This window comes from Streptomyces sp. NPDC046881, from assembly GCF_040645015.1.
Classification (GTDB): domain Bacteria; phylum Actinomycetota; class Actinomycetes; order Streptomycetales; family Streptomycetaceae; genus Streptomyces.
Genome location: NZ_JBEYXJ010000064.1, coordinates 22,715 through 48,687, shown reverse-complemented (window position 1 = coordinate 48,687; position 25,973 = coordinate 22,715). Strand labels below are relative to the sequence as shown.

The 25,973-nt window shown below is 75.0% G+C and carries 20 protein-coding genes and 1 pseudogene; 10 read left to right on the top strand and 11 right to left on the bottom strand.

From position 1 onward, the window contains the following. Positions 1–147 precede the first annotated feature (147 nt). The 4 genes from ABZ923_RS26555 to ABZ923_RS26540 form a co-directional block, all read right to left on the bottom strand. Positions 148–522 (bottom strand): RNA polymerase-binding protein RbpA, encoded by a 375-nt coding sequence (locus ABZ923_RS26555; RefSeq protein ID WP_003977404.1) that lies wholly within the window; start codon positions 520–522, stop codon positions 148–150. 278 nt (positions 523–800) lie between these two features. Next, positions 801–2,144 (bottom strand): MFS transporter, encoded by a 1,344-nt coding sequence (locus tag ABZ923_RS26550; RefSeq protein ID WP_361476161.1) that lies wholly within the window; start codon positions 2,142–2,144, stop codon positions 801–803. A gap of 56 nt (positions 2,145–2,200) precedes the next feature. Then, positions 2,201–2,977: a glycerophosphodiester phosphodiesterase gene (locus ABZ923_RS26545; protein WP_361476159.1), complete on the bottom strand. Its 777-nt coding sequence runs from the start codon at positions 2,975–2,977 to the stop codon at positions 2,201–2,203. Continuing rightward, positions 2,974–3,699 carry a hypothetical protein gene (locus ABZ923_RS26540; RefSeq protein WP_361476158.1) on the bottom strand — a complete coding sequence of 242 codons (726 nt, stop codon included), beginning with the start codon at positions 3,697–3,699 and terminating at the stop codon, positions 2,974–2,976. The genes ABZ923_RS26545 and ABZ923_RS26540 overlap by 4 nt, the downstream gene beginning before the upstream one ends. A gap of 64 nt (positions 3,700–3,763) precedes the next feature. On the opposite strand from ABZ923_RS26540, the gene ABZ923_RS26535 reads away from it, so the two are divergent. Beyond that, on the top strand, positions 3,764–5,272 hold the full coding sequence (locus tag ABZ923_RS26535) for a PLP-dependent aminotransferase family protein (protein ID WP_361476156.1): 1,509 nt from the start codon (positions 3,764–3,766) through the stop codon (positions 5,270–5,272). Positions 5,273–5,743: 471 nt separating this feature from the next. On the opposite strand, the gene ABZ923_RS26530 is transcribed toward ABZ923_RS26535, so the two are convergent. Both ABZ923_RS26530 and ABZ923_RS26525 read right to left on the bottom strand, forming a co-directional pair. After that, positions 5,744–7,342, bottom strand: coding sequence for a hypothetical protein (locus ABZ923_RS26530; protein ID WP_361476154.1), 1,599 nt, complete (start codon positions 7,340–7,342; stop codon positions 5,744–5,746). A gap of 40 nt (positions 7,343–7,382) precedes the next feature. Next, positions 7,383–7,577, bottom strand: a complete 195-nt coding sequence (locus tag ABZ923_RS26525; RefSeq protein ID WP_014671463.1) for a hypothetical protein — start codon at positions 7,575–7,577, stop codon at positions 7,383–7,385. A 283-nt stretch (positions 7,578–7,860) separates the two neighbouring features. On the opposite strand from ABZ923_RS26525, the gene ABZ923_RS26520 reads away from it, so the two are divergent. The 5 genes and pseudogenes from ABZ923_RS26520 to ABZ923_RS26500 form a co-directional block, all read left to right on the top strand. Continuing rightward, positions 7,861–8,253: an ankyrin repeat domain-containing protein gene (locus ABZ923_RS26520; protein WP_361476152.1), complete on the top strand. Its 393-nt coding sequence runs from the start codon at positions 7,861–7,863 to the stop codon at positions 8,251–8,253. 300 nt (positions 8,254–8,553) lie between these two features. Continuing rightward, positions 8,554–9,972 carry a HEAT repeat domain-containing protein gene (locus tag ABZ923_RS26515; protein WP_361476150.1) on the top strand — a complete coding sequence of 473 codons (1,419 nt, stop codon included), beginning with the start codon at positions 8,554–8,556 and terminating at the stop codon, positions 9,970–9,972. Positions 9,973–10,171: 199 nt separating this feature from the next. After that, on the top strand, positions 10,172–11,305 hold the full coding sequence (locus ABZ923_RS26510; RefSeq protein WP_361476148.1) for a glycosyltransferase family 1 protein: 1,134 nt from the start codon (positions 10,172–10,174) through the stop codon (positions 11,303–11,305). Continuing rightward, the gene (locus tag ABZ923_RS26505) at positions 11,302–12,477 is read left to right on the top strand and encodes a glycosyltransferase (RefSeq protein ID WP_361476146.1); all 1,176 of its coding nucleotides are present in this window, start codon (positions 11,302–11,304) and stop codon (positions 12,475–12,477) included. The genes ABZ923_RS26510 and ABZ923_RS26505 overlap by 4 nt, the downstream gene beginning before the upstream one ends. After that, a pseudogene (locus ABZ923_RS26500) lies at positions 12,474–13,325 on the top strand (SGNH/GDSL hydrolase family protein); the annotation flags it as partial. The gene ABZ923_RS26505 and the pseudogene ABZ923_RS26500, both read left to right, overlap by 4 nt. Positions 13,326–13,420: 95 nt before the next feature. Here ABZ923_RS26500 and ABZ923_RS26495 read toward each other — a convergent pair. The 5 genes from ABZ923_RS26495 to ABZ923_RS26475 all read right to left on the bottom strand — a co-directional run bounded on the left by ABZ923_RS26495 (position 13,421) and on the right by ABZ923_RS26475 (position 17,897). Beyond that, entirely contained in the window at positions 13,421–14,290 is an 870-nt protein-coding gene (locus ABZ923_RS26495) for a biotin-dependent carboxyltransferase family protein (protein ID WP_361476144.1), read from the bottom strand. Continuing rightward, positions 14,287–14,904 carry an allophanate hydrolase subunit 1 gene (locus ABZ923_RS26490; RefSeq protein ID WP_361476142.1) on the bottom strand — a complete coding sequence of 206 codons (618 nt, stop codon included), beginning with the start codon at positions 14,902–14,904 and terminating at the stop codon, positions 14,287–14,289. The genes ABZ923_RS26495 and ABZ923_RS26490 overlap by 4 nt, the downstream gene beginning before the upstream one ends. Beyond that, positions 14,901–15,668, bottom strand: coding sequence for a 5-oxoprolinase subunit PxpA (locus ABZ923_RS26485; RefSeq protein WP_361476140.1), 768 nt, complete (start codon positions 15,666–15,668; stop codon positions 14,901–14,903). Before ABZ923_RS26485 ends, ABZ923_RS26490 begins: the two co-directional genes overlap by 4 nt. A 64-nt stretch (positions 15,669–15,732) precedes the next feature. After that, entirely contained in the window at positions 15,733–16,563 is an 831-nt protein-coding gene (locus ABZ923_RS26480; protein WP_361476163.1) for a putative hydro-lyase, read from the bottom strand. A gap of 5 nt (positions 16,564–16,568) precedes the next feature. Further along, positions 16,569–17,897: an MFS transporter gene (locus tag ABZ923_RS26475; protein WP_361476138.1), complete on the bottom strand. Its 1,329-nt coding sequence runs from the start codon at positions 17,895–17,897 to the stop codon at positions 16,569–16,571. Between the two features lie 127 nt (positions 17,898–18,024). Here ABZ923_RS26475 and ABZ923_RS26470 point away from each other — a divergent pair, with 127 nt between their 5' ends. The 4 genes from ABZ923_RS26470 (at position 18,025) to ABZ923_RS26455 (ending at position 25,941) form a co-directional block, all read left to right on the top strand. After that, positions 18,025–18,732, top strand: a complete 708-nt coding sequence (locus ABZ923_RS26470; protein ID WP_361476136.1) for a GntR family transcriptional regulator — start codon at positions 18,025–18,027, stop codon at positions 18,730–18,732. A 69-nt stretch (positions 18,733–18,801) separates the two neighbouring features. Next, on the top strand, positions 18,802–20,331 hold the full coding sequence (locus ABZ923_RS26465; protein WP_361476134.1) for a hypothetical protein: 1,530 nt from the start codon (positions 18,802–18,804) through the stop codon (positions 20,329–20,331). 31 nt (positions 20,332–20,362) lie between these two features. Continuing rightward, entirely contained in the window at positions 20,363–21,241 is an 879-nt protein-coding gene (locus ABZ923_RS26460) for a hypothetical protein (protein WP_361476132.1), read from the top strand. A gap of 68 nt (positions 21,242–21,309) precedes the next feature. After that, positions 21,310–25,941, top strand: coding sequence for a hypothetical protein (locus ABZ923_RS26455; protein WP_361476130.1), 4,632 nt, complete (start codon positions 21,310–21,312; stop codon positions 25,939–25,941). Positions 25,942–25,973: the final 32 nt, after the last annotated feature.

The window sequence follows — 25,973 nt, the reverse complement described above, 5'->3', positions numbered from 1 at the left end:
GGCCCCCCCCCCGCCCCCCCCCCGCCCGCGGCCCGCGACCCCCCCCCCCCCCCCACCCCCGCGGGGGCGGGGGTTTGTTGCGCCCGCGCCCGCCCCCCCGCGGTCGGTTGCGTTGCGCTGTTCGAAGCAGCCGAGCCCCGGCAGGGACTAGGCGCTCTTGCGGCTGTCCCTGGGGTGGACCGCGATGTTCATCGCCCCCGAACGCAGAACCGCCAGGCGCTCCTCGAGGACCTCTTCGAGCTCCTCACGGGTGCGCCGCTCCATCAGCATGTCCCAATGGGTACGCGCGGGCTTGGCCTTCTTCTCCTCAGGGCCGTCACCGTCCACCAGGAGTGCCTGGGCACCGCAGACCTTGCACTCCCACTCCGGCGGGATCTCCGCCTCGACCGAGAAGGGCATCTCGAAACGGTGCCCCTTCTCACATGCGTACTCCACGGCCTGGCGCGGGGCCAGGTCGATGCCGCGGTCCGTCTCGTAGCTGGTCACCACGAGGCGCGTACCGCGAAGAGCTCGCTCACTCATGAATCGTGCCTCCCGGGCTTGTCGCCCACAGGACAGGTGTCGCTGTCGTCGTCATCCGGTCAACGTCCGGTCGGCGGTAAAGATTCCCGTTCCGGGTCCCGTTCCGGGTCATGCGTCGCCGTCGTAGCCGCCCCTTGTTCTACCCACAGGCGCCCGGTTTGTCACATCTGCTAGCAGATGTCACCCAGCGTTTCGGCATCTTTGACGCGCAGTAACGGTACGCCTGGCAGGCCAAACGCGTACACTACCGCCCTTTCACGCCGAGTGCTAAATCGACGCTAGATCTTTTCCGGAACCGGGTTGCCCGCCTCGCGGATCGCCCGGGGCACCGGTACCCGCGCGAGCAGGACGAAACCGAGGACGAAGAAGGCCACCAGCGAGAAGATCGCGGACCGGTAGCTTCCGGTCAGCTGGTAGGTCATGCCGAACAGCAGCGGTCCGAGCCAGCTCATCCCGCGGTCGCTCAGCTCGTACGCGGAGAAGTACTCCGCCTCCTTGCCCGGCGGCACGAGATGGGAGAACAGCGACCGGGACAGCGCCTGGCTGCCACCGAGGACCAGGCCGATCCCGGCGGCCAGCAGGAAGAACCACACCGGCGCCCGCGCGGGCAGGAACCAGCCGGCCGCCAGCGTGAGCGTCCACGCCACCAGCGAGCCGAGGATCGTGCGCTGCGCGCCGTACGTCCGGGCCAGCCGGCCCATCGCCAGCGCGCCCGCCACGGCCAGCACCTGCACCAGCAGCACGGCCACGATGAGCGTCGACTGGCCGAGCCCCAGCTCCTCCGAGCCGTACACCGAGGCCTGGGTGATCACCGTCTGGATGCCGTCGTTGTAGACGAGGTACGCCAGCAGGAACGCCAGGGTCAGCGGATGCCGGCGCATGTCCCGGACGGTCGCCGCGAGCTGCCGCAGCCCCGGCGCCGTGGTGTGCGCCACGCGCGCGTGCCGGTCGCGCAGCCTGCGCAGCGGGACGAGCGTGAAGGCCCCCCACCACAGCCCGGCCGAGGCCAGGCAGACGCGGACCGCGGCCGTCTCGGACAGGCCGAAGGAGTCGTGCGCCGAGTACAGCACCAGGTTCCCGACGAGCACCAGGGAGCCCGCCGCGTAGCCGAAGGCCCAGCCCCGGGAGGAGACCGCGTCCCGCTGGTCCGGCGGGGCGATCTGCGGCAGATAGGAGTTGTAGAGCATCATCCCGACGGACTGCGCCGCGTTGGCCACCACCAGCAGCACCCCGCCGAGCAGGTACCGGTCGCCGTCCAGGAGGAACATCCCCGTGGTGGCCGCCGCGCCGGTGTAGGCCGCCGCGGCGAGCAGCGGCTTCTTGCGGCCCGTGCGGTCGGCCGCGCTGCCCACCAGCGGCATCAGGACCACCGCCACGATCACGGACAGGGAGACCGAGTAGGCGAAGAAGGAGCCCGCACGGACCGGGATGCCCAGCGGGTGCACATAGCCGTCGCCGTCCGCGGCACGCTCCGCGACCGAGGTGAGGTACGGGCCCAGGAACACCGTGAGGACGCTCGTCGAATAGACCGAGCACGCCCAGTCGTACACGTACCAGCCGCGCTGCTCGCGCCGGCGGGCGGCGGCCTCGTCCTCTGCCGTCCGCACGGTGTCGGTGCTCACCCGTGCCCTCGCTTCCCCGTGCTCCTGCGAAGGCTCGGGCCGGTGCGGCCGGGCGGTCAGACCCAGACGCCGCGGTCCTCCATGACCTTGCGCAACATGTCGATGTGATCGGTCATGATGCCATCGACCCCGAGGTCCAGGAGCCGGTGCATCCGCTCCGGCTGGTTGACGGTCCACACGTGCACCTGCAACCCGCGCGCGTGGGCGGCGCGGACGAAGCGGTGGTCGACCACGGGGACGCCCGACTGGGCCTCGGGCACCTGCGCGGCCACGGCCGACCGGCGCACCGCGGCCGGCAGCCCCCAGGAGCGCAGCCGCAGGCTCAGCACCCCGCGGGTGCCGAACGAGGTGGCCAGCCGCGGCCCGGCCAGCCGCTGGGCGCGCAGCACGCGCGCCTCGGAGAAGGAGCCCGCGCAGACCCGGTCCCAGGCGTTCGTGCGCTCGATCAGCTCCAGCAGGGGCCGCAGCGCGGGCTCCGCCTTGATGTCGACGTTCCAGCGCACCTCGGGGAACGTCTCCAGCAGCTCCTCGAAGAGCGGCACCGGTTCACGGCCGCCCACGCGCGCCTGCCGTATCTCCGCCCAGGGCAGGTCGGCGATCCGGCCCGCGCCGTCGGTGACCCGGTCCAGGGTGGTGTCGTGGAAGGCGACCAGCCGGCCGTCCGCCGTGGCGTGCACATCGGTCTCGATGTACCGGTAGCCCAGTTCCACCGCGCGCCGGAACTGCGCCACGGTGTTCTCCAGGCCGTCGGCCGCCCCGCCCCGGTGGGCGAAGGGGATCGGCCCCGGGTGGTCCAGGTACGGGTGGCGCAGGGGCGGTGTCGCGAGGGTCACGGTCGCAGTATCGCGCGCCCGGGTGTCGTCCCGGCAACGACCGTGCTGCCCGAGGGTGCCGACGGAAGGGCGAACAGCCGCAGGAACGCCTGCGCCAGGGGGCCGATGGACACGGCGTACAGCACGGTGCCCACCCCGATGGTGCCGCCCAGGAGGAATCCGCTGACCACCACCGCCACCTCGACGGCCGTCCGCATCAGCCGGATCGACCGGCCGGTGCGCTGGTGCAGGCCCGTCATCAGTCCGTCGCGCGGCCCCGGTCCGAACCGCGCCGCGATGTACAGGCCGGTCGCCGCGCCGTTCAGCACGATGCCCGCGAGGAGCAGCGGGACGCGCACGGCGAGCGAACGGGCGTCCGGGAGCAGGGCGAGCGTGCCGTCCATCGCCAGGCCGACCACGAAGACGTTGGAGACCGTGCCGAGCCCGGGCCGCTGGCGCAGCGGGATCCACAGGAGCAGCACGGCCGCGCCCACGATGATCGACACCACCCCGATGCTCAGGCCGGTCAGCTCCGCGAGCCCCTGGTGCAGCACGTTCCACGGCTCCAGGCCCAGCCCCGCCGCGACCAGGAGCGCGGAACTCGCGCCGAAGAGCGCGAGCCCGGAGTACAGCTGGACCAGCCGCCGGCCGAGGTGGCGGCCGGGTGCGGCTGTGCCTGATCTGGTGGAGCCGGCTGTGGACACGGGATTACCCCCCTGGGTGGTGGCGGTGGCCTGACGCATGACACTCTGTGGCTCGGGATGGATCGCCATCCATGGCCAATCCGGGGAAGGTGGACTGATCTTCATGGCGCAGTGGACCTCGGCCGTGGGGGCCGCGCAGCTCGCCCGGCTCCTCAACTCCCAGCAGGACCGCCCGGCCGGCCCCGGCACCCGCCGACCGCCCGCCTACCGCGCCCTCGCCGACGGCATCCGGCTGCTCGTGCTGGAGGGCCGCGTGCCGGTGGCCGCGCGGCTGCCCGCGGAACGCGAACTGGCCATGGCCCTCTCCGTCAGCCGCACCACCGTCGCGGCCGCCTACGAGGCGCTGCGCGGGGAGGGCTTCCTGGAGTCCCGGCGCGGGGCCGGCAGCTGGACCGCGGTACCGGCCGGCAACCCCATCCCGGCCCGCGGCCTCGAACCCCTGCCCCCGGAGGCCCTCGGCTCCGTGATCGACCTGGGCTGCGCCTCGCTCCCGGCGCCCGAACCCTGGCTCACCCGGGCCGTGCGGGGCGCCCTGGAGGAACTGCCGCCGTACGCCCACACCCACGGCGACTACCCGGCCGGGCTGCCCGCCCTGCGCTCGATGATCGCCGAGCGCTACACCGCGCGCGGGATCCCCACCATGCCGGAGCAGATCATGGTGACGACGGGCGCGATGGGCGCCATCGACGCGATCTGCCATCTCTTCGCGGGCCGCGGCGAGCGCATCGCCGTGGAGTCGCCGTCGTACGCCAACATCCTCCAGCTGATGCGCGAGACGGGCGCCCGGCTGGTCCCCGTCGCCATGGCCGAGGGCCTGTCCGGCTGGGACATGGACCGCTGGCGGCAGGTCCTGCGCGAGGCGGCGCCGCGGATCGCCTACGTGGTCGCCGACTTCCACAACCCCACCGGGGCGCTCGCCGACGAGGACCAACGGCGCCGGCTGGTGGACGCCGCCCGCTCGGCCGGCACGGTCCTCGTCGCCGACGAGACGATGTCCGAGCTGTGGCTCGACGAGGAGTTCCGGGACGGCGGCATGCCCCGGCCGGTGTGCGGGTTCGATCCGGCGGGCTCCACGGTGATCACGGTCGGCTCGGCCAGCAAGGCCTTCTGGGCGGGGATGCGTATCGGCTGGGTGCGGGCGGCGCCGGACGTCATCCGCAGCCTGGTCGCCGCGCGGGCGTACGCCGACCTGGGGACGCCGGTGCTGGAGCAGCTGGCCGTGAACTGGCTGTTCAGCACCGGTGGCTGGGCGCAGGCGGTCGAGCTGCGCCGGATCCAGGCCCGGGAGAACCGGGACGCCCTGGTGGCGGCGGTGCGCCGGGAACTGCCCGACTGGGAGTTCGAGGTGCCGCGCGGCGGACTGACCCTCTGGGTGCGCGCTGGCGGCCTCTCCGGTTCCCGTCTCGCCGAGGCGGGCGAGCGGACCGGTGTCCGGGTGCCCTCCGGGCCCCGCTTCGGCGTCGACGGCGCCTTCGAGGGGTACGTCCGGCTTCCGTTCACCGTCGGGGGAGCGGTCGCGGAGGAGGCGGCGGTACGGCTCGCCGCCGCGGCGCGGCTGGTGGAATCGGGGGCGTCGGGCGGTACGGAGGCACCGCGCACGTTCGTGGCCTAGACCGGCGGTTCCGGGGCGGGGGCGGCTCGGACACGTGGTCACCCGCGCGGTTCCGCGTGCCCCCTAGGGGCGCCGGGGGCCTCGCCGAGAGCCGGACCGGCGCCGGCCGGGGCACGGACCGGTCCCTGTGCGTGCCGCTGGACGCGGGTATCGCCGGCGCCACCGGCATCGACGGGCGCGTGCACTCTGGCGCGCACGGCTCCGCGGGCCGGATCTGCGGGGCCCGCAAGCACGGGTGGCGGCGGGCAGTGGTGCGGCGGGGCGGCGCCCGCCCGGCAGTGGCCGTCGCGCCCTCCGGGCCGCGGGCCGTCGAGCGGTCGGCGCGCCTCCGCGTCGGCAGCGGCCGGTCGTACCGCGGGCCGTCGTGGGCCGGGCGCGGTGATGCAGCGGGACGCCTGCCAGGGCACGAGGGTGGCACCCGTCCAGCACGGCCGGCGCAAGTCTCACTCGGCCGCGGCTCAGGGCGCCTGCTCAGTTCTCGGCCGCCACGGCCTCCGCGGCCACCGGTGCGTGCTTCGTGAGGTCCGTCGGCTCGGCCTCCCCGGCGGTGTCGCGGGGCGGCAGCAGGTCCAGCACCGCCTGCCGGTCGGCATCACTCGTGGCGTCGTCGTAGGGGTCGGGCGTACGCGGCACCTGGAGCCGGTGCACCGGACCGGACCCCAGCCGGGCGTACCCCCGCCCGGGCGGCACCTGCGTCATCGGCGTGGTGTGCGGCGCTGCCCCGAGCACCGCCTCCACCTGCTCCGGCGCGGCCGGCCCGAGCACGACACGCGCGCGCGTGTGCTGCCGTACCGCGTCGGTCAGCGCCTCCGCGCTGTCGAACTGCTCCGCCACGACCACGGTGACGTTCGCCGCGCGCCCGTGCCGCAGGGGCACGGTGAGCAGCGCCTGCGGGTCCTTGCGGCCGTCCGCCGCGGCGAGGTGTGCGAAGACGCTCGGCCGGTCCAGCACGATCCACAGCGGCCGCCGGGTGTCCGCGGGCGGCGGGTCGCCCGCCTGCCGCGCCAGGTTGATCGCGATCAGCCGCCGCTCGGTCTCCTGCGCGGCCCACTCCAGGCTGGCCAGTGCCCCGGGCAGGGCGCACTCCACGGCCAGCACCCCGGCCCGCCCGGTCAGGCAGGCGTACTCGCCGGTGCCGCCGCCGTCGACGATCAGCACGTCGCCGTACTGCAGGGTCTGCAGGACGATGGACCGCAGCAGGGTGGACGTACCGCTGCCGGGGTGGCCGAGGGCCAGCAGGTGCGGCTCGGTGGAGCGGATGCCGGTGCGCCAGACGACCGGCGGGATGTCGATCTGTTCCTCTCCGTAGGAGAGGGGGAGCGTGCGCGGGACCTCGCTGGGGTCGGTGAAGCCGAGGACGGTCTCACCGGGCGCGGTGACGAACCGCTGGGCGGGGACGTCGGCGGGCAGCGGGGCGAGGGCGGTGACGGTGAGCTGGTTGCCCGCCTCGTCCCACCCGAAGTGGTACTCGCGGCTGCGCCCGGCCTTCGCGGTGAGCAGCTGCTCGATCCGCGCGCGGGCCTCGGCCTCGCCGTCCGGGAAGTAGGCGGGGTAGCGGATCACGAGGTGGGCGACGCGCCCGGCGTCGTCGAACTCGTGCACGGCGAAGACCTTCTCCCACTCGCCGCCGTGCGCGTACAGCGGCGCCGGGTCGTCCGCGCCGGAGAAGTACGGCACCAGGGCCTCGTACAGCGACTGGAGCCGTTGGGTCTGGGACTCGTCGGGCCCCTCGGGCGCCGGCGGGGTGCGGTCCCGGCCGTGCCAGGCCGCGGCCGCCATCACGGCGATGACGGCGAGCAGCGGCCCGTACGGCATCAGGGCCACGAGCAGGATCACGGACGCCACGAAGAACAGCAGTGGCCCGCGCTTGTCCTTGGGCGTGTCCGCCCACCTGCGCCCGCCGGCCGAGGCCAGCAGGCGCAGCCCGCGTGTGACGGTGATCAGCGGGTGGAGGACGTCGGTGGCGCTGTCGGCCGCCGTCCGGGCCAGTTCCCTGCTCCGGGCGATCTGCGTCCGGGCGATCTGGGCGCTGTCCTTGCTCAGGATGCGGGGGAGGGGGCGCCGGGCCACTGCTGTCTCCTGTGGGTGCGTACGGGCGGGACGGGCAGGGTCAGAACTTGATGCCGCCCAGGAGGCTGGCCAGGCTCTCTCCTCCGGCTTTGATGCTCGGGGCGATGCCTGTGGTCGACAGGTAGAAGCCGAAGAGGGCCGACACCGTGGCGTGCGAGCCCTTCAGGCCGTCCTTGCGGAAGAACAGGAAGACGACGACGCCGAGCAGCAGCACGCCTGAGAGGGAGAGGATCATTTGGGGCCTCCTGGTGTCGAAGGTGGGGGACAGTCACCATGAGTTCTTCCAGGATCACAGGATGTATCCATACTATTAAAGGTGCAACTGGATGAAAATCGGTTGATTTCCCCCACTCGGAGGAGCCCGTCGGTGCCCGGTTGACCAGGTGGGTTGCCTGGGAGGGGAGCTGCAGCTGATCTTTACCTCGGGCACATCGGGTCATGTGCCGCGCGAGCCAGTACGCTGGCGATTCACTCGTACGAAGCAGTCCCCGCATCAGCAAGGAGAGGTGGTCCGGCCGATGAGCGAAGCCCCCGACCCCGAGGTCGTGGAGCTGGCGACCAAGATCTTCGATCTGGCCCGGCAGGGGCAGACCGAGGCGCTCGTGGCGTACGTCGACGCGGGCGTTCCGGCCAACCTCACCAACGACCGCGGCGACTCCCTCGTGATGCTCGCCGCCTACCACGGCCACGCCGACGCGGTGCGCGCGCTGCTCGCCCGCGGCGCGGCGGCGGACCAGATCAACGACCGGGGCCAGACCCCGCTCGCGGGTGCCGTCTTCAAGGGGGAGACGGACGTGATCAAGGCCCTCCTGGAGGGCGGAGCCGACCCTTCCGCAGGCACGCCGTCGGCCGTCGACACGGCCCGGATGTTCGCCAAGACGGAGCTGCTGGAACTGTTCGGCGTCCACTGACGCCGACGCACTGACCAGGTAGGACACGGAAAACGGGGGAGGCGGTACAGGGCCGCCGGAAATACGGTCGCGGCAGCACACACCGCGGGTCATCATGACGTCGTGATTCACGGACGCGATGGCTGGGCAGGTGTTGCCGCACCGCGCGGGCCGTGATGCGGTCCGCATGGGCCACCGACGAGAGGCAGAGAGAAATGGTCTACAGCAAGCAAGAGACGGCGGGCGCTCCGACGTTGTGTCACGCGGCCAGGTAATGCGTGTTCCCCGGTTGCGTCGACGCTTGATGTGAGGCTGTTTCCCATGTTCGATCCGGTCATAGCGCCCAGCGGTACGCTGCTCGGGCTGCTCCAGCGCGGCCGCGGCGACGGCACGCTGCACGCGCTCACGGCCCCGCGCCCCGAAGCGCTCGCGGCCCTGAACCACTGTGTCCTGCGCGATCCCCGCCACGACTGGCAGCTGGAGAACCGCTCCCTGTACTACGCCCGGCTCTTCCTCGACCTGAACGGCGAGCTGGACGCCGTGGAGGCGCACCTCTTCGACGCCGAGGACGTGCTCGACACCGACGAGTCCCGCACCGGCCTTGCCCTGGCCGTCCTCGGCCACCTCGCCTCCTACGGCCGGCGGGACGCCCTGGAACTGCTGCGCCGGTACGCCGCGCACGGCTCCAACTGGGCCTGGGCCCTGGACGAGCTGGCCCTCCGGGACGACGACGCGGGCCTGCGCGCCCTCGCCGCCCCCGTCCTGGCCCGCTTCGGCACCGACCCCGAGGGCGAAGCCGAGCTGGCCGCCGCCGTACGCGACGCCTTCGAACCACGGCCCTGGCGGCTGTGGGCCGAGGATCCGCGCGCATCGATCGCCACGCGCGTGCGTGCCGCTCAGGAGGCCGGCTGCTTCGACCGCTGGCAGCGGCAGATGCGCCCCACCGGGCCCCGCCCGGGCTGGAGCGTGCGCGCCGTCTTCGAGTGGGCCCAGCAGGGCATGGACCGCGGCGCCGCCCTCCACGTGCCCGCCGCCCGCTGCCTGGTCGCCGTGGCCGGCCCCGAGGACCGGCCCGAGATCGTCCAGGCCGCCCGGACCGGCACCGACGGAGCGCGCTGCACGGCACTGCGCTACCTCGCCGACGGCAACGACCGGGACGCGCTCGACCTGATCGAGGCCGCGGTCACCGACGGGACGGCGCTCGTCGTGGAGGCCGCCGTCGACGCCTTCGAACGGATGCGCAGCGTCGCCGCCGTCGACCGCGCGCGCCGCTGGGCCCAGCGCCCCGACGCGCTCGGCGCCGCCGCCGGCCGGATGCTCGCCGCCCGCGGCGGCACCCGGGACCGCGACCTCGTCCTCGGCGCCCTCCGCGAGGCCGTGCGCGGCGAGGGGCCGGACGCGCCCACCCTGGGGACGCTCGTCGACGGCGCCGGACGCCTCGGCATCGCCTGCGCGGCCCCCGTGCTGCGCCACCTCTACCGCGAGACGGCCTCCTCGCACCTCCGCGGCCGCGCCGCCCGCGCGCTGGCCGCCACCGACCCCTCCTTCGCCACCGGCTTCGCCGTCGAATGCCTGTGGGACTGCGAGGAGACCACCCGCGAACTCGCCGCCCGGCACGCCGAGACCGGCGACACCCGGGTCGTGGAGCGCCTGCGCCGCCTGGCCGCCGATCCGGCCGAGGAGGCCGAGGTACAGACCGCGGTGCGCAGCCGCTTCGGACCGGACGCGGCTCTCGGCTGAGCCCCCTCGGCCCACCCCCACTCACGCCCCTGCCCCGGCGGACGACCGCCCGCCGGGTGAACACCGGATGGCCCACGGGTCAGGCGGCCATGACGGCCGTCTGACCTGCTCGGGTGCCCAGCCCAACGCTCATGGGACGTTCCCCGCGCCGAAAGATCGAAGTTGACGCGGGCACGTCCAGCACGGCGACAACACCCGTATGCGTGTCGTCATCGTGACCGAATCCTTTCCCCCCGATGTGAACGGCGTGGCCCACTGCGCATTCCAGACCGCACGGCACCTCGTGGATCGCGGTCACCACCCGCTCGTCGTCGCCCCCGCCCCCGCCCCCGCGCCCGGCAGCGGCCCGGACCCGGACGCCCCGTGCCCGGTCGTCCGGATCCCCTCGCTGCCGCTCCCCGGCTACCCCCAGGTCCGCGTCGCCCTGCCCAGCCGGCGTCTGGCCGCCGCCCTGGTAGCCCACCGCCCCGACGTGGTGCACCTGGCCGGCCCGTTCGTCCTCGGCGTCCGCGGCATGGCGGCCGCCGCCCGGCTCGGTCTGCCCGCCGTCGCCGTCTACCAGACCGATCTCGCCGGCTACGCCCGTACCTACCTGGGCGCCGGAGGGAGCGCCGCCTGGCGGCGGATCCGCTCCGTGCACGCCGCCGCCGACCGCACCCTGGCTCCGTCCAGCGCCGCACAGGCCGACCTGGAGGAGCACGGCGTACCGCGGGTCCGGCTGTGGCCGCGCGGCGTGGACACCATACGTTTCCGGCCACAGCACCGTGACGAGGCGCTGCGCCGCGCCCTCGCCCCGAACGGCGAACCGATCGTCGGCTACGTCGGCCGGCTCGCCCCCGAGAAGCACGTCGAACTCCTCTCCGCCCTCTGCGGGCGGGCCGGCGTGCGGGTCGTGGTCGTCGGCGACGGGCCCAGCCAGGCGCACCTGACCGAGGCCCTGCCCGGCGCCGTCTTCCTGGGCCGCCGCACCGGCGACGACCTGGCCCGGATCTTCGCCTCGCTGGACCTGTTCGTGCACACCGGTCCCTACGAGACGTTCTGCCAGACCGTCCAGGAGGCCATGGCCAGCGGTGTCCCGGTCGTCGCCCCCGCCGCCGGCGGCCCGCTCGACCTGGTCGACCACGGCCGTACCGGCCTGCTGGTCCCGCCCCGCGACGCCGCAGCCGTACAGGAGGCCGTGCGCGCCCTGGCCGCCGACCCCGTGCGCCGGGCCGCGTACGGCGCCGCCGCCCGGGCGGCCGTCGAGGGCCGTACCTGGGCCGCCGTCGGCGACCGGCTGCTCGCGCACTACGAGGACGTCCTCGCGGCCCGGAGGACGGCGGTGGCGGCATGACCGGGCAGTCCCTGCGCATCGTCCGGCTCGCCAACTTCGTCGCGCCCGCCTCCGGCGGCCTGCGCACCGCCCTGCGGGAACTCGGCAAGGGCTTCCGGGCCGCGGGTCACGAACCGGTCCTGATCGTGCCGGGCGAACGGCACACCGACCGCGACACCGAGCAGGGCCGCGTCATCACCCTGCCCGGCCCGCTGCTGCCCGGCACCGGCGGCTACCGCGTCCTCACCGACAGGCGGCGGGTGGCCGCCCTGCTGGCGGAGCTGGCCCCGGACCGCCTGGAGGTCTCCGACCGGACCACCCTGCGCTGGACCGGCCGCTGGGCCCGCCGCGCGCGCGTGCCCGCCGTGATGGTCTCCCACGAGACCGCCGACGGCGTGCTGCGCACCTGGGGCCTGCCCGAGCACCTCGCCCGGCGTGCCGCCGACTCCCTGAACACCCGGACCGCGCACGTCTACGCGCGGGTGGTGTGCACCACCGCGTTCGCCGAGCGCGAGTTCGTACGCATCGGCGCGCGCAACGTCGTACGCGCCCCGCTGGGCGTCGACCTGCGGGAACGCCACCCCGCGCTGCACGACCCCGCGCTGCGTGACCGCTACGCGCGCGGGGACGAGGCGCTGCTCGTGATGGCCTCCCGGCTGTCCGTCGAGAAGCGCCCCGGCACGGCCCTGGACGCCCTCGACGCGCTGCTGCGGCGCGGGCGGCGGGCGGTGCTCGTGGTGGCCGGGGACGGTCCGCTGCGGGCCCGGCTGGAGCAGCGCGCGCGGAACGGCGGGCTCCCGGTGACCTTCCTGGGGCACGTCCGCGACCGGGCCGCCCTCGGCGCGCTCCAGGCCTCCGCCGACGTGTGCCTCGCGCCCGGGCCCGCCGAGACCTTCGGCCTCGCCGCGCTGGAGGCCATGGCGTGCGGCACCCCCGTGGTGGCGAGCGCGGCGTCCGCGCTGCCCGAGGTCATCGGGTCCGCCGGGGCCACCGCCGCCGGCGGCGCGGAGTCCTTCGCGGACGCGGTGGAACTCCTCCTGGAGCGCGGCGAGAGCGAGCGGCGCGAAGCGGCACGCGCGCGTGCGGAGTGCTTCGGCTGGGGAACGGCCGTGGAGGCCTTCCTGGCGGCCCACGACGCGAAGGTGCCGCGTCGCCCCGACTCCCGTCCCGCCGTGCGGGAGGGCGTGGCATGAGAGCCGGTGCGGCACGACGGCGGAGCCGACCCGTCCGGTTCGTCGCCCTCGGCGACTCGCTGACCGAGGGCGTGGGCGACCCGGTCGGTTCCGGGTGGCGGGGCTGGGCCGCGCTGTTGGCGGCCTCCCTCGCCGAGGACAGCGAGCACGTGCGGTTCACCAACCTCGCGGTCAGCGGGGCGCAGACCCGGGACGTGCGGGAGAAACAGACACCGGCCGCCCTGGAGCTGCGGCCCGACCTGGTGTCCGTCGTCATCGGCGTCAACGACACGCTGCGCCACACCTTCGACATCCACGCCGTGGCCGCCCACCTCGACCACGTCTACGCGTCCCTCACCCGGCAGGGCGCCACCCTGCTCACCGCCTGCCTGCCCGACCCCGGCGCGATGTTCCGGCTCCCGGACGCCCTCGCCCGCCCGCTGGCCCGCCGGCAACGGGCGGTCAACGCGGTCGTCCACGCGCTGTCCGAGCGCTACGGCGCCCTCCACCTGCACGCCGCGGACGACGGCTGGACCGCCGACCGGAGCCTGTGGAGCGCGGACCGGCTGCATCCGGGCGAGCGCGGCCACCGGCAGCTCGCCGTCCGCTGCCACGCCCTGCTCGCCGAGACCGGCCACGCCTCCGGCCGGCCGCCCTCGCCCGAGCCGGAGTTCCCCGCGCCGACCCGCACAGCGAGCCTCTGGTGGCTGGCCACGGCCGGCACCGGCTGGGTGCTCCGGCGCTGCAACGACCTGCTGCCGCAGCTGCTGCGCCTCGCCGCCGACGAACTCCGCCACCGCGCGCGGGGCACCAGCGCCCGCCTGGACCTGCGCGCGTCGGCGGCGCTCTCGTCGGCCCTGGCGTCCTTGGAACACGGGGGCGGCGGGGCGGAGGCGGCTCCCGAGGCGGTGGCTGCCAGGGTGGTCGGTGAGGCCGTGGGCTCCGCTGGGGTAGCCGGTGAGGGTCAGCGGCGCCGTACCGGTACGAACCGGACGGGGGTGCCCGGCAGTGCCTGTGCGGCGGCCGGCAGGTCGGCGGCGCGGACCACCGCGATCACCGGGTAGCCGCCGGTGGTCGGATGGTCCGCGAGGAAGACCACCGGGCGCCCGTCCGGCGGGACCTGCACCGCGCCGAGGACCATGCCCTCGCTGGGCAGCTCACCGGTCCGGGCCCGCTCCAGCGCGGGCCCCTCGGTGCGCAGGCCGATGCGGTTGCTCGCCGCGGACACCCGGTACGCGCGCGTGGCCAGGTCCCGTACCGCCCGTGCCGTGAACCAGTCGTCGCGCGGGCCCGGGGTCACCCGGAGCACGAGCTCGGCCGGTGGGGCCGGTTGCGGCGCGCCGTCCACGCGCGCGGGAGGGCCGGCCGGGGCGCCCAGCGGCAGCACCGTGCCGTCCGCCAGCGGGGCCGGACCCAGTCCGGACAGCAGGTCCGTGGCCCGGCTGCCGAGGACCGGCTCCACGGTGATCCCGCCGCCGACCGCGAGGTAGCCGCGGACACCGGCGGTGGCCGCGCCCACCTCCAGCACCTCGCCCGCCGGCACCACGAGCGGCGCGCCCCACGCGGCCGGGCGACCGCCCACCCTCACCGGGCACGGCGCGCCCCCGACCGCCACGGTGACGGTCGAACGGGGGCGCACCGCACAGCCGTCGAGGGTGGTCTCCAGGACGGCGGCGTCCGGCGGGTTGCCGACGAGCCGGTTCACCAGCGCCGCCGCGGCCGGGTCGAGCGCGCCGGAACGGGGCACGCCGAGATGCGCGTACCCCGGCCGCCCGCGGTCCTGCACGGTGGTCAGCGCCCCGGCGCGGACCACGACGAGCGCACGATCGGTCATGCCCCCTCCACCGGTACGAACCGCACGCGCGTGCCCGGGGTCAGCAGCGCGGCCGGTACCCGCGTGTGGTCCCACAGCACCGCGTCCGTCGTGCCGATCAGCTGCCAGCCGCCCGGTGAGGAACGCGGGTACACGCCCGTGTACGGCCCGGCCAGCGCCACGGCACCGGCCGGGACGGACGTGCGCGGGGTCGCGTGGCGCGGGACGTGGTAGCGGTCCGGGAGCCCGGTGAGGTAGCCGAAGCCGGGGGCGAAACCGCAGAAGGCTACCGTGAACTCGGTGCCGGCATGGACGCGGGCCGCCTCGCGCGCGCTCACTCCCCAGCGCTCGGCGACCGCCGCCAGGTCCGGGCCGTCGTACCGCACGGGCAGCTCGACCGGCTCGCGCGCGTGGACGGGCACGGCCGGGAGCCGCACGGTGGTCAGCTCCGCCGCCCAGCGGGCCGGGTCGGCCAGCCCGTCGAGCAGCACCGTACGGGCCGCCGGGACGATCTCGCGGACGCGCAGGGTGCCCGCCGCGCGGCGCCGCAGCAGCTCCGCGTGCAGGGCCTGCGCCTCCTGTCCGGAGGACACCTCGACGAGCAGCGCGTCGTCGCCGACGGGAAGCGCCCTCACGCGAACGCCTCCAGCCGCACGCCCGCGGCCACCAGCCGCTCACGCACCCGCCGGGCCAGGCCGACCGCCCCGGGCGTGTCGCCGTGCAGGCACAGCGAACGGGCGCGCACCCGGATCCGGGCGCCGGAGTGCGCGGTCACCGCGCCGGAGCGGGCGAGACTCACCGAACGCTCCACGACGGCGTCCGGGTCGGTCACCACGGCGCCGTCCCGGCCCCGCGGCACCAGCGTGCCCTCGTCGGTGTACGCGCGGTCCGCGAAGGCCTCCGTGACCGCCGGCAGCCCCGCCTCGGCGGCCAGCGCCAGCAGCCGCGAGCCGGGCAGGCCCAGCACCGGCAGCGAGGCGTCCGCCAGCCGCACGCCGTCGATCACCGCCCGGGCCTGCTCCTCGTCGTGCACGACCCGGTTGTAGAGCGCGCCGTGCGGCTTGACGTACGCCACACGCGACCCCGCCGCCCGCGCGAACACCTCCAGCGCGCCGATCTGGTAGGCCACCTCGGCCGCCAGCTCGGCGGGCGGCACCTCCATCGCGCGCCGCCCGAAACCGGCCAGGTCCCGGTAGGAGACCTGCGCGCCGATCGTCACCCCGCGCTCGGCCGCCTGTGCGCACACCCGGCGCATGGTGGCCGCGTCCCCGGCGTGGAACCCGCAGGCCACGTTGGCGCTGGTGACGACGGACAGCAGCTGTTCGTCATCGGTCAGCCGCCAGCGGCCGAAGCCCTCGCCGAGGTCGGCGTTCAGATCGATCGCGGTGCTCGCGGTCATGGTGTTCTCGTGTCTCCGGTCGTCGTGGAGTCTTCTCGGTACGCGGGTTACGGTCCGGCCGGGCTCAGTCGACGCCGACCAGCCGGTACTGCTCGTCGCGGGCGTCGGTCAGGAACATCCGGCCCGGCGCGTGCGTGATCGCGAACGGCGGCCGGGACGCCGTCACGGCCGCCTGCGGGGTCACCCCGCAGGCCCAGAACACCGGGATGTCGCCGTCGGCAAGGGTCACCGGGTCGCCGAAGTCCGGCCGGCCGAGGTCCTCGATGCCGAGGGCCGCGGGATCCCCGCAGTGCACCGGGCCGCCGTGCACGGCCGGCAGCAGGCTGCTCTCCCTGATCGCCGCGCCCAGCCGCTCGGGCGGCACCGGCCGCATGGACACCACCATCGGCCCGCGCAGCCGGCCCGCCGGCCGGCACGTCCGGCCGGTCACGTACATCGGCACGTTGCGGCCCTGCTCAATATGCCGGATCGGCACGCCCGCCCGGGCCAGCGCCCACTCGAAGGTGAAGCTGCACCCGATCAGGAACGACACCAGGTCGTCGCGCCAGTACGCGCGGACGTCCGTGGGTTCGTCCACCAGCCCGCCGTCCTCCCACACCCGGTAGCGCGGCAGGTCGGTGCGCAGATCGGCGCCCTCGGCGAGGACGGTCGCCGGGGAGCCGGCGTCGGTGACGTCGAGCACCGGGCAGGGCTTGGGGTTGCGCTGGCAGAACAGCAGCATGTCGTAGGCCCAGTCGGCGGGCACCGCGATCAGGTTGGCCTGCGTGTGGCCGGCGGCGACCCCCGCGGTGGGCCCGGCCAGGCCCTCGCGGAAACGGGCCCGCGCCGTTGCGGGGCTCCACGCGCGCGCGTGCGCGTCGACCGTGACGACGGGACGGTCCTCGGTACGGTTCACCCGCGTCACGCCAGCTCCCTCCCGCGCGTCTCCGGCAGCCCGAGCAGCGCCAGCGCGGCCAGGCCGTAGCCGATCGCGCCGAAGACCAGCGCGCCGCCCACGCCCCAGCTGTCCGCGAGGAAGCCCACCAGGGTCGGGAACACCGCGCCCACCGCGCGGCCCGTGTTGTACGTGAAGCCCTGCCCGGTGCCGCGCACCGCCGTCGGGTACAGCTCGCTCAGGTAGGAGCCGAAGCCGCTGAAGATGGCCGACATGCAGAAGCCGAGCGGGAAACCGAGCACCAGCAGCAGGGTGTCGGCGCCGTGCGGGATGTTGGCGTACGCCACGATGCACAGCGCCGACAGCAGCGCGAACAGCCAGATGTTGTTCCGCCGGCCGAGCCGGTCGGTCAGCAGGCCGCCGGTCAGGTAGCCGAGGAAGGCGCCGGAGATCAGGAACGTCAGGTAGCCGCCGGTGCCGACGACCGACAGACCGCGCTCGGACTTCAGGTACGTCGGCACCCAGGTCGCCAGCGTGTAGTAGCCGCCCTGCACGCCGGTGGACAGCAGGCACGCGAAGACCGTGGTGCGCAGCAGGCCCGGGGCGCCGTCCCGGCCGGGCCGGAAGATGGCCGCGAACGAGCCCCGACGCGGGTCCTGTTCGCGGGTCGCCGTCGCCGTGGGCGCGTCGTGCACCCCGCGGCGCAGCCACACCACGAGCAGCGCGGGCAGCGCGCCGGTCCAGAACATCACCCGCCAGGCCAGGTCGTCGCCGGCGACGGAGAAGACCAGCGTGTAGACCGCCGCCGCCAGTCCCCAGCCGACCGCCCAGGAGCTCTGGACCGCGCCGAGCGTACGGCCCCGGTGGCGCGCGCCCGCGTACTCGGCGACCAGGATCGCGCCGACCGCCCACTCGCCGCCGAAGCCGAGGCCCTGGAGGGCGCGGAAGACCAGCAGCGTCTCGTAGGTGGGCGCGAAGCCGCAGGCGACCGTGAAGACGGCGTAGGTGATCACCGTGATCATCAGGGCCCGGACCCGGCCCACCCGGTCCGCGAGCACGCCCGCCACGGCGCCGCCGACCGCCGAGACCACCAGCGTGACCGTCGTGAACAGGCCGGTCTGGCCGCTGTCGAGACCGAAGTACGCCGCGAGCGCCACCATGCTGAGCGGCAGGGTGAAGTAGTCGTAGGAATCCAGGGCATAGCCGCCGAAAGCACCGGCGAAGGCGCGCCGACCGCGCGGGCCGAGGGCGCGCAGCCAGCCGAACGCACCGTCCTCGTCGGTGCGTCCGGCTCGCGCCGGGTGGGTGGCGGGGGACGGCGCGGAGGGTGAGCGGGGCGGTGGAGTCGTGCTCATGGGCACCTCGCAGATGAGGGACGGAGGGTGCGGGGAAGCGAGCCGTGCCGAGCACCGTAGGGGATCGTTCAACGATCCTTCAATACCCGCGTTGTTTCGTCCTGGTGTCTGCGATTGAATTCCGGGCATGGCAGAGCAGCTGACGGGACTGGCCGGCGACCGTGTCCTCCTGGGCCGTACGAGCACCGCGGAGCGGGTTTCCGACATCCTCAGGAGCCGCATCTCCGAGGGCTACTTCCCGCCCGGCACCCGCCTGTCGGAGGACAGCATCGGCGGGGCGCTCGGCGTCTCCCGCAACACCCTGCGCGAGGCGTTCCGGCTGCTCACCCACGAGCGCCTGCTGGTCCACGAGCTGAACCGCGGGGTGTTCGTGCGGGTCCTGACCGTCGAGGACGTCGAGGACATCTACCGCACGCGCTCCCTGGTCGAGTGCGCCGTCGTACGCGGGCTGGGCGCACCGCCGTACCGGCTCGGCGGGCTGGTCGCGGCGGTCGAGGAGGGACGGACGGCGGCCGCGGAGAACGACTGGAAAGAGCTGGGTACGGCCAACATCCACTTCCATCGGGAACTGGTCGCCCTCGCCGGCAGCGAGCGCACCGACGAGCTGATGCGCAGCGTCTTCGCCGAGCTGCGCCTCGCCTTCCACGTCGTGGACGACGAGCGCCGCCTGCACGAGCCCTACCTCGCCCGCAACGCCGGGATCCTCCAGGCCCTGCAGGCGGGCGACCGGCGGGGCGCGGAACGGCAGCTGGAGACGTACCTCGCGGACTCCCTGGAGCGGGTGGTCGAGGTGTACCGGCGCCGGGTCGGCGAGGATCCGGCAGGTGCCTCTTGAGCTTCTGTGACGGCCGTCGCTTCTGAGCCGTTTGGGCCGATGTCAGACCCAGGACCTAGTCTGTGCACCGTGACTTCGCCTGCATCGACGGACCGTGTTCCGCCCCAGCTCAGCGCGGGGCCGCGCCCGGCTCCGGGTCCGGCCGCCGACGAGGGGCTGGCGCGTCGGCTGCGCGCGCTCGCCTGCACCGCGCCCCTGCACGACCTGGACGCGCGCAAGGCCAACCTGGCCGGTGAGTACTCGGTGTACGGGATGGCCGAGGTGGCCCTGGCCGCCATCGACCTGGTCACGCTGAACATGGACTTCGACACCGGCGCCGACCACGAGCAGATCGTGGCCCGGCTGATCCCGCGCATCGCCGCCCAGGCCCCGCACCGGCCCACCGCCGAACACGAGCGCGTGGCCCGCTGGGTCCTGGAGAACCTCATCAACGTCGGCAGCGTGGACCGCGGCTTCCGCGCGGTCTACGGCACCTTCGCGCCGGACGGCACGTACGTCCGCCGTGACTACGACTTCAAGCTGATCGAGGAGGTCCCCGGCCCCGGCGGCACGGTGTACCTGCGCACGACCGACGAGGCGGTCAACGTCCTGGTCGGCGCCCTCGACACCGACGTCACCAGCGCCCAGATCGCCGCCGAGGTCAAGCTGGAGGTGCTGATCAACCGCGGTCGGCTCGCCGACGCCCAGCTCGCCGCCGAGCAGGCCCGCTACCGCACGGTGCAGTACTCCGAGACGCTCCGCCGCGCCCTGGACGCCACCCGGCGCAACGTCCGCGCGGTCGACTGGCTCAACGCCGTCCCCGACATGATCGCCGAGGCCCTGGACCACGTCGCCGAGCGGTACCGCCACGAGAACGCCATCCTCACCAACATCCGCAAGGCCCGCGACGAGACCGAGGAGCCCGAGCACAAGCGCCGCGCCGCCGAACTCGTCGACATCGTCAAGGACTGCATCCGGCGCCACACCCAGCTCCAGTCCCGCCTGCTGGAGGCCGGCCCGCTGTTCCGCGCGGAACAGGACCGGCAGGCCTTCGCCACCCCGGCGTCCACGTCCGGGATCGACCTGTACGGCCACCTCGTCGCCCCCGTCCTGCCGCTGCCCCTGGAGCAGGCGATCCGGGTCACGGACGCCTTCTTCGCGCGCGGCACGGGACTGCGCACACCGGTGTCCGTCCGGATCGGGGACCTCGTCGACATACTGCTGACCCCGCCCGTCGAACGGGAGCACCTGGGCGCCGAGATGCCCGAACCCGACCTGATCGCCACGCCGGACGACAGCCGGTTCAGCGAGGAGCAGCTGGCCGCCGCGACGGAGCTGCTGGACCTGCCGGCGGACGCCCCGCGCAGACTGTCCGGGCTGCTCGCCGAGGCCCGGCGGACCGGCGACCCGGACCTGGCGTACCTGGTGGCGCTGCTGGCCGTCCACGCGGCCAGTCCGGCCGTCGGCACCGCCTACCGGCAGGGCGAGGAGAAGCTGCTGTTCGCCGTGGACGACGGCACCGAACTGGACGATCCCGAGTTCGGCGGGGCGGACCTCATCGTGGGGACCGCCCTGCTCGACGCGGCCGGCATGGCCGCGGACCGGACGGAAGCAGCATGAGCGGACCACAGCACGACAAGGAGCCCCACCCGTGACCGAGCACGTCGACCGGAGTGAACCCGAGCCTGCCGCCGCACCGGCGGGCTCAGCCGTCACCCCCGCCGACGCCGCCGACGCGGCGCGGCTCGTCGCCTTCGGACTCCAGCCCAAGCTGGCGCCCGCGCGCGACCAGGAGTACACCGAACTGCTGCGCCGCTACCGCGAGAACCCGGCGTTCGCCCGGCTCGCGGACGCCGTCGCCGCCGGCCTCGGGCTCGTCGTGCTGGAGGTGTCCCCGCGCGCGGGCATGGCCGTGACCGCCGCCGAGGACTCCGTCTTCGCCGTCCGCATGGGTGACTACGCGCGTCGCACCGCCGCCGACTCCGCCGACCGCTTCCTGCACGGACTCGCCCATCTCGCGGTCGCCGCGCTGGCGTTCCCGCGCCCCGAGGACCTCGCCGACGACTCCTACATCGGCCGGGTCACCGTCAACGGCGTCGACGCCTTCGTCCGGCAGGCCTGCCGCCGCCTGGAGGAGCGCGCCGAGGAACAGGGCGAGAACACCGACCCGGCGACCGACGCGCCCGGCCTGGAGGCCGCCTGGCGGATCTGGGCCAGACGCAGCGCCACCGGCGCCACCAAGGACGCCCGCCGGCCGGCCGCCTCCACCACCGGCATCGTGGCGAAGGCCCTCGCCTTCCTCACCGACTCCGGCTTCCTGCAGCGCACCGGCGACGACAACGGCGGCACGTACCGCACCACCGCCCGCTACCAGCTCCAGGTCCGCGACATGGCCGGCAGCGCCGCCCTGGCCGAGCTGCTGGAGCTGGGCGTCGTCCCGGTCACCGACGGCACGGCCACCCTGCTGCCCGCCGAGGACACCGACGACCTCGACCTGGTGGCCGACGCCGGACTGCCGTTCCACTCCTGACGCCTGGAGCCGCAGCTCCGGGAACTCCCGAACCACCGTACCTTTCACCAGACTTACGAGAGTCCGCCATGTACGAGCTGTCCCGGGTCCGCCTCTACTCCATCGGTCCCGCCGGTGCGCGCTACGCCGACACCGTGCTGGACCTGCGGGGAGTCGGCGAGCCCGTGCCCGACCCGGCGCCCACCCAGGCGGAGTTCTTCGCGCAGGAGCCGTCCGGCCCGCCGCGCCGGCCCGCGCCCGCGGGCGTGCTGTTCCTGGAGAACGGCGGCGGCAAGTCCGTCCTGCTCAAGCTGATCTTCTCGGTGATGCTGCCGGGCCACCGCAACACCCTCGGCGGCGCCAGCTCCGGCGTGCTGCGCAAGTTCCTGCTCGCCGACGACTGCGGCCACGTGGCCCTGGAGTGGCAGCACGTGCTGACCGGCGAGTGCGTCGTCGTCGGCAAGGTCAGCGAGTGGCGCGGGCGGCAGGTCTCCAACGACCCGCGCAAGTTCGCCGAGGCCTGGTACTCCTTCCGGCCCGGCCCCGGCCTCAGCCTGGACAACCTGCCCGTCGCCGAGTCCACCGCCGTACGGCCGGCCGCCGAGGGCACCTCCGGCGCGCACGGCCGCCGCCGCACCATGAAGGGCTTCCGCGACGCCCTCATGGAGGCCGGCAAGGCCTACCCGCACCTGGAGGTGCACTGGGAAGAGACCCACGAGCGCTGGACCGAGCACCTCGGCGACCTCGGCCTCGACCCCGAACTCTTCCGCTACCAGCGCGAGATGAACGCCGACGAAGGCGAGGCGGCCGGCCTCTTCGCGGTCAAGAAGGACTCCGACTTCACCGACCTGCTGCTGCGCGCGGTCACCGACACCCGCGACACCGACGGCCTCGCCGACCTCGTCAGCGGCTTCGGCAGCAAGCTCGGCCGGCGCGCCGAGCTGATCGCCGAACGGGACTTCACCGCCGGATCCGTCGACCTGCTCGGCCGCATCGTGGAGGCCGCCGGGGCGCGGGCACGCGCGCGTGACGTCCACACGGGCGCCGAGCGCCGCACCCGCACGCTGGCCCGGCGGCTGTCCGCGCGGGCCGTGCAGGAGCGGATCCGGGCCGCCGACCTCGCCCAGCGCGTGACGGCCGCCGCGTACGCCGTCACGCACTCCGAGGGCGCCCGCGAGCGCAGCTCCCTCATCGCCGCCGAACTCGCCTACCGGCACGCCTCGCTGGCGCTGGCCGCCGCCGAGAAGTCCGCCGCCGCGCAGAAGCGCGAGCTGGCCGACGCCCGCACCCTGCACTCCGCCTGGCAGGCCGCCGAGGCCGTGCTGCGCCACCGTGCCGCCGCCGACCGCGTCGCGCGCGTGTCCGCCGCCATCCAGGAGGCCGAACGGGACGCGGCGCCCGCGCTCGCCGCCCGCGCCAAGGCCGCCGTGGACCTCGTACGGGCCCTGCACGCCGCCGCGGAGAGCGCCGAGTCGCTCGCCAACGAGGAGGAGGAGCGCTCCGCAGCCCTCCAGGAGGTCAGCGACTCCGCCTACCGGGACTCCACCGCCGCCGCCACCGAGGCGCAGCGGGCCCGCAGCGAGGCCGGGCACCTGCGCCAGCGGCTGGCCGAGGTCGAGCAGGAGACCGCCGAGGCCGTCCGCGCGGGCTGGCTGGACGACAGCGCCCCCGACGCCGACCCGGCGCGGGCCGCGCTCGCCGCCAGCGACGCCGAGAAGACCGCCGTCGCCGCCTGGGACGCGGCCCGTGAGGCCGCCCGCAAGGCCACCGAGCACGCGCGCGAGGCGGCCTCCGCCGAGTCCCGCGCGGAACTGACCGCGGCCCGCGCGGCCGACGCGGCGACCGCCGCCGAGCGCGCCCACGAGGCCGAGCGGCGCCTCGCCGAGTCCCTGGCCGCCGAGGAGCGGCTCGCGGAGCTGCTGAGCCTGCCGGGCGCGCCCGGCACGGCACGGGTGCCCGCGCCCCGGACGGAAGAGTCCGACGGCACGCGCGCACCGGCCGCCGGCACCGCCCAGGGCGTCCTCACCCCCGAGGAACTCGACCGCTTCGCCGACGAGTTGCGCGAACTCCTCGACGAGGCCGTGTCGCGCGCCGAACGGCACTTGTTCGACCTGCGGACGGCCGCCGCCGACGACGCCCGCATCCTCGGCGCCCTCGGTGACGGCGGACTGCTGCCGCCCGGCCCGGACGTGCTGGCCACCGTCGAGTTCCTCGGCGAGCACGGCATCCCGGCCCTGCCCGGCTGGCGCTACCTCGCGCAGGCCGTCGACCCCGCCGACCACGCGCGCGTGCTCGCCGCCCGCCCCGAGCTGGTCGACGGTGTGATCATCACCGACCCGGACACGCACGCGCGGGCCCGCGAGGCCCTCGGCGACGCCGCCCTGCTGCCCCGTTCCGCCGTCGCCGTCGGCACCGCCGCCGCGCTGCTCGCCCCGCCCCCGGCCGCGGGCACCGCCGCCGGCGACGTGTTCCTGGTGCCGCCGAACCCGGCCATGCACGACGAGCACGCCGCCGACGAGGAACGCCAGGCGCTGCGCGCGCGGGCCACCGAGCGCGACGAGGAGATCCGCGCCCTCGCCGCCCGCCTGGGCAAGGACCGCGAACTCGCCGCGCGGCTCGCCTCCTGGCGCACCGGCTGCCCCGCCGGGCGCCTCACCGAGCTGGCCCGGGCCGCCGAGGAGGCCCGCGCCTTCGCCCAGGAGGCCGAGGCGGAACTCGCCGAGGCCCGCACCGCGCGCGTGGAGACCGACGAGGCCGCCGCCGAGGCCGCGCAGATCCGCGACGAACGGCAGGAGGCCGCGCAGAAGGCCAGGCGTGCCGCCGACGCCCTCGCCGGCCTCGCCTTCCGGCTGCGCGAGCGCGCCGGCTGGCAGGTGAAGCTCCGCGAACTCGCCGACGAGGCCGCCGAGTCCGAGGCGCGCGCGCAGACCTGCCTGGAACGCGCCCGCGCCGCCGACGAGGACCGCCGCGCCGCCCAGCGCGCCGCCGACGACGCCCGCCGCACCGCCCGGGCCCTGCGCGCCGAACGCGCCGAGATCGCCGGTGCCCCCGACGACGTACCCGCCGCCGACGACGACGCCCCGAAGGCGTCCCTGCCCGCCCTCCGCGAGGCCTACCGGGCCGCCTCCCAGGTGTACGAGAAGGTCGGCGTCGGCGCCGACCTGCGCGCCGAGCAGGCCCGCGCGGAGAGCGACGAGAGCGCCGCCCGCGCCGAACTGGACCGGCTCAGCAACAAGGTCCGCACCCGCGCCGAGCAGCTGCTCCAGTCGCCCGACGGCTCCGACGGGCCCTCCCGGCAGGCCGCCGCCGCGCGCGCGGAGGAGCTGGTGCAGCTCCTGGAGACCCGGATGTCGACCGCGAGCGAGCAGCTCGGCCGGCTGCGCGGCGAGGCCGAGCGGCACGCGCCGGAGGACGGCGAGGCGCACACCGAGCTGCCCGAGGAACTCGTCCCGCGCGACGCCGAGCACGCCCAGGCGTTGCTGCGCACCGCCACGGCCGAACTCGCCGCCCGCACCGAGGCGCTGGCCGGGGCCCGCGAGGCGCACGCCGAGCTGCTGGACGCCCACCGCGCCGCCGAGGACGCGGCCGGCGGCTTCGACGAGATCGCCGCGATGCTGCGCGACCTGCTGCGCGAACACCCGGCCGAGGAGGAGCAGGAGGAGACGGAGCCGTACCCGGGCACCCTGGAGGAGGCCCGGCACTCCGCCGCCGAGGCCCGCCGCTCGCTGCGCGGCTGTGCCGCCGACCTGTCCGCCGCCGAGGCGGCCGTGCGCGAGGCCAGCGATGTTCTGGTCCGGCACGCCAACTCCACGCGCTACGAGCAGGTGCGCACTCCGGCCCGGCAGCAGATCCGCGAACTGCCCGCCTCCGCGCTGCCCGAGCACGCCCAGAAGTGGGCGGACGCGTTCGCGCCCCGGCTGCGGGTCCTGACCGACGAGCTGGCCCAGCTGGAGCGCAACCGCGACTCGATCGTGGACCGGCTGCGCGGACTCGTGGAGTCGGCGCTCGCCACGCTGCGCTCCGCCCAGCGGCTCTCCCGGCTGCCCGAGGGGCTCGGTGAGTGGTCCGGGCAGGAGTTCCTGCGCATCCGCTTCGAGGGACCCGACCAGGCCACGCTCACCGAACGGCTCGGCGAGGTCATCGACGAGGCCACGCGCGCGGCCGTCAAGAAGAACTCCGACCTGCGCCGCGACGGCATGTCCCTGCTGCTGCGGGGCGTCGCGGCGGCCCTGCAGCCGAAGGGCGTGGCCGTCGAGATCCTCAAGCCGGACGCCGTGCTGCGCGCCGAGCGCGTGCCCGTCGGACAGATGGGCGACGTGTTCTCGGGCGGTCAGCTGCTCACCGCCGCCATCGCCCTGTACTGCACGATGGCCGCGCTGCGCTCGAACGACCGGGGGCGGGACAAGCACCGGCACGCCGGCACGCTGTTCCTGGACAACCCGATCGGCCGTGCCAACGCCACCTACCTGCTGGAGCTCCAGCGGGCCGTCTCCGACGCGCTGGGCGTCCAGCTGCTGTACACCACCGGCCTGTTCGACACGACCGCCCTCGCCGAGTTCCCGCTGGTCATCCGCCTGCGCAACGACGCCGACCTGCGGGCGGGCCTGAAGTACATCAGTGTGGAGGAACACCTCCGGCCCGGACTGCCCCAGCAGCCGCAGGCCGGAGAGACGGTGCACAGCGAGATCACGGCGACGAGGATGTACAAGAAGCCGGCTTGATCAATGGGTTGACCGACCCCTTGATCAAGCGT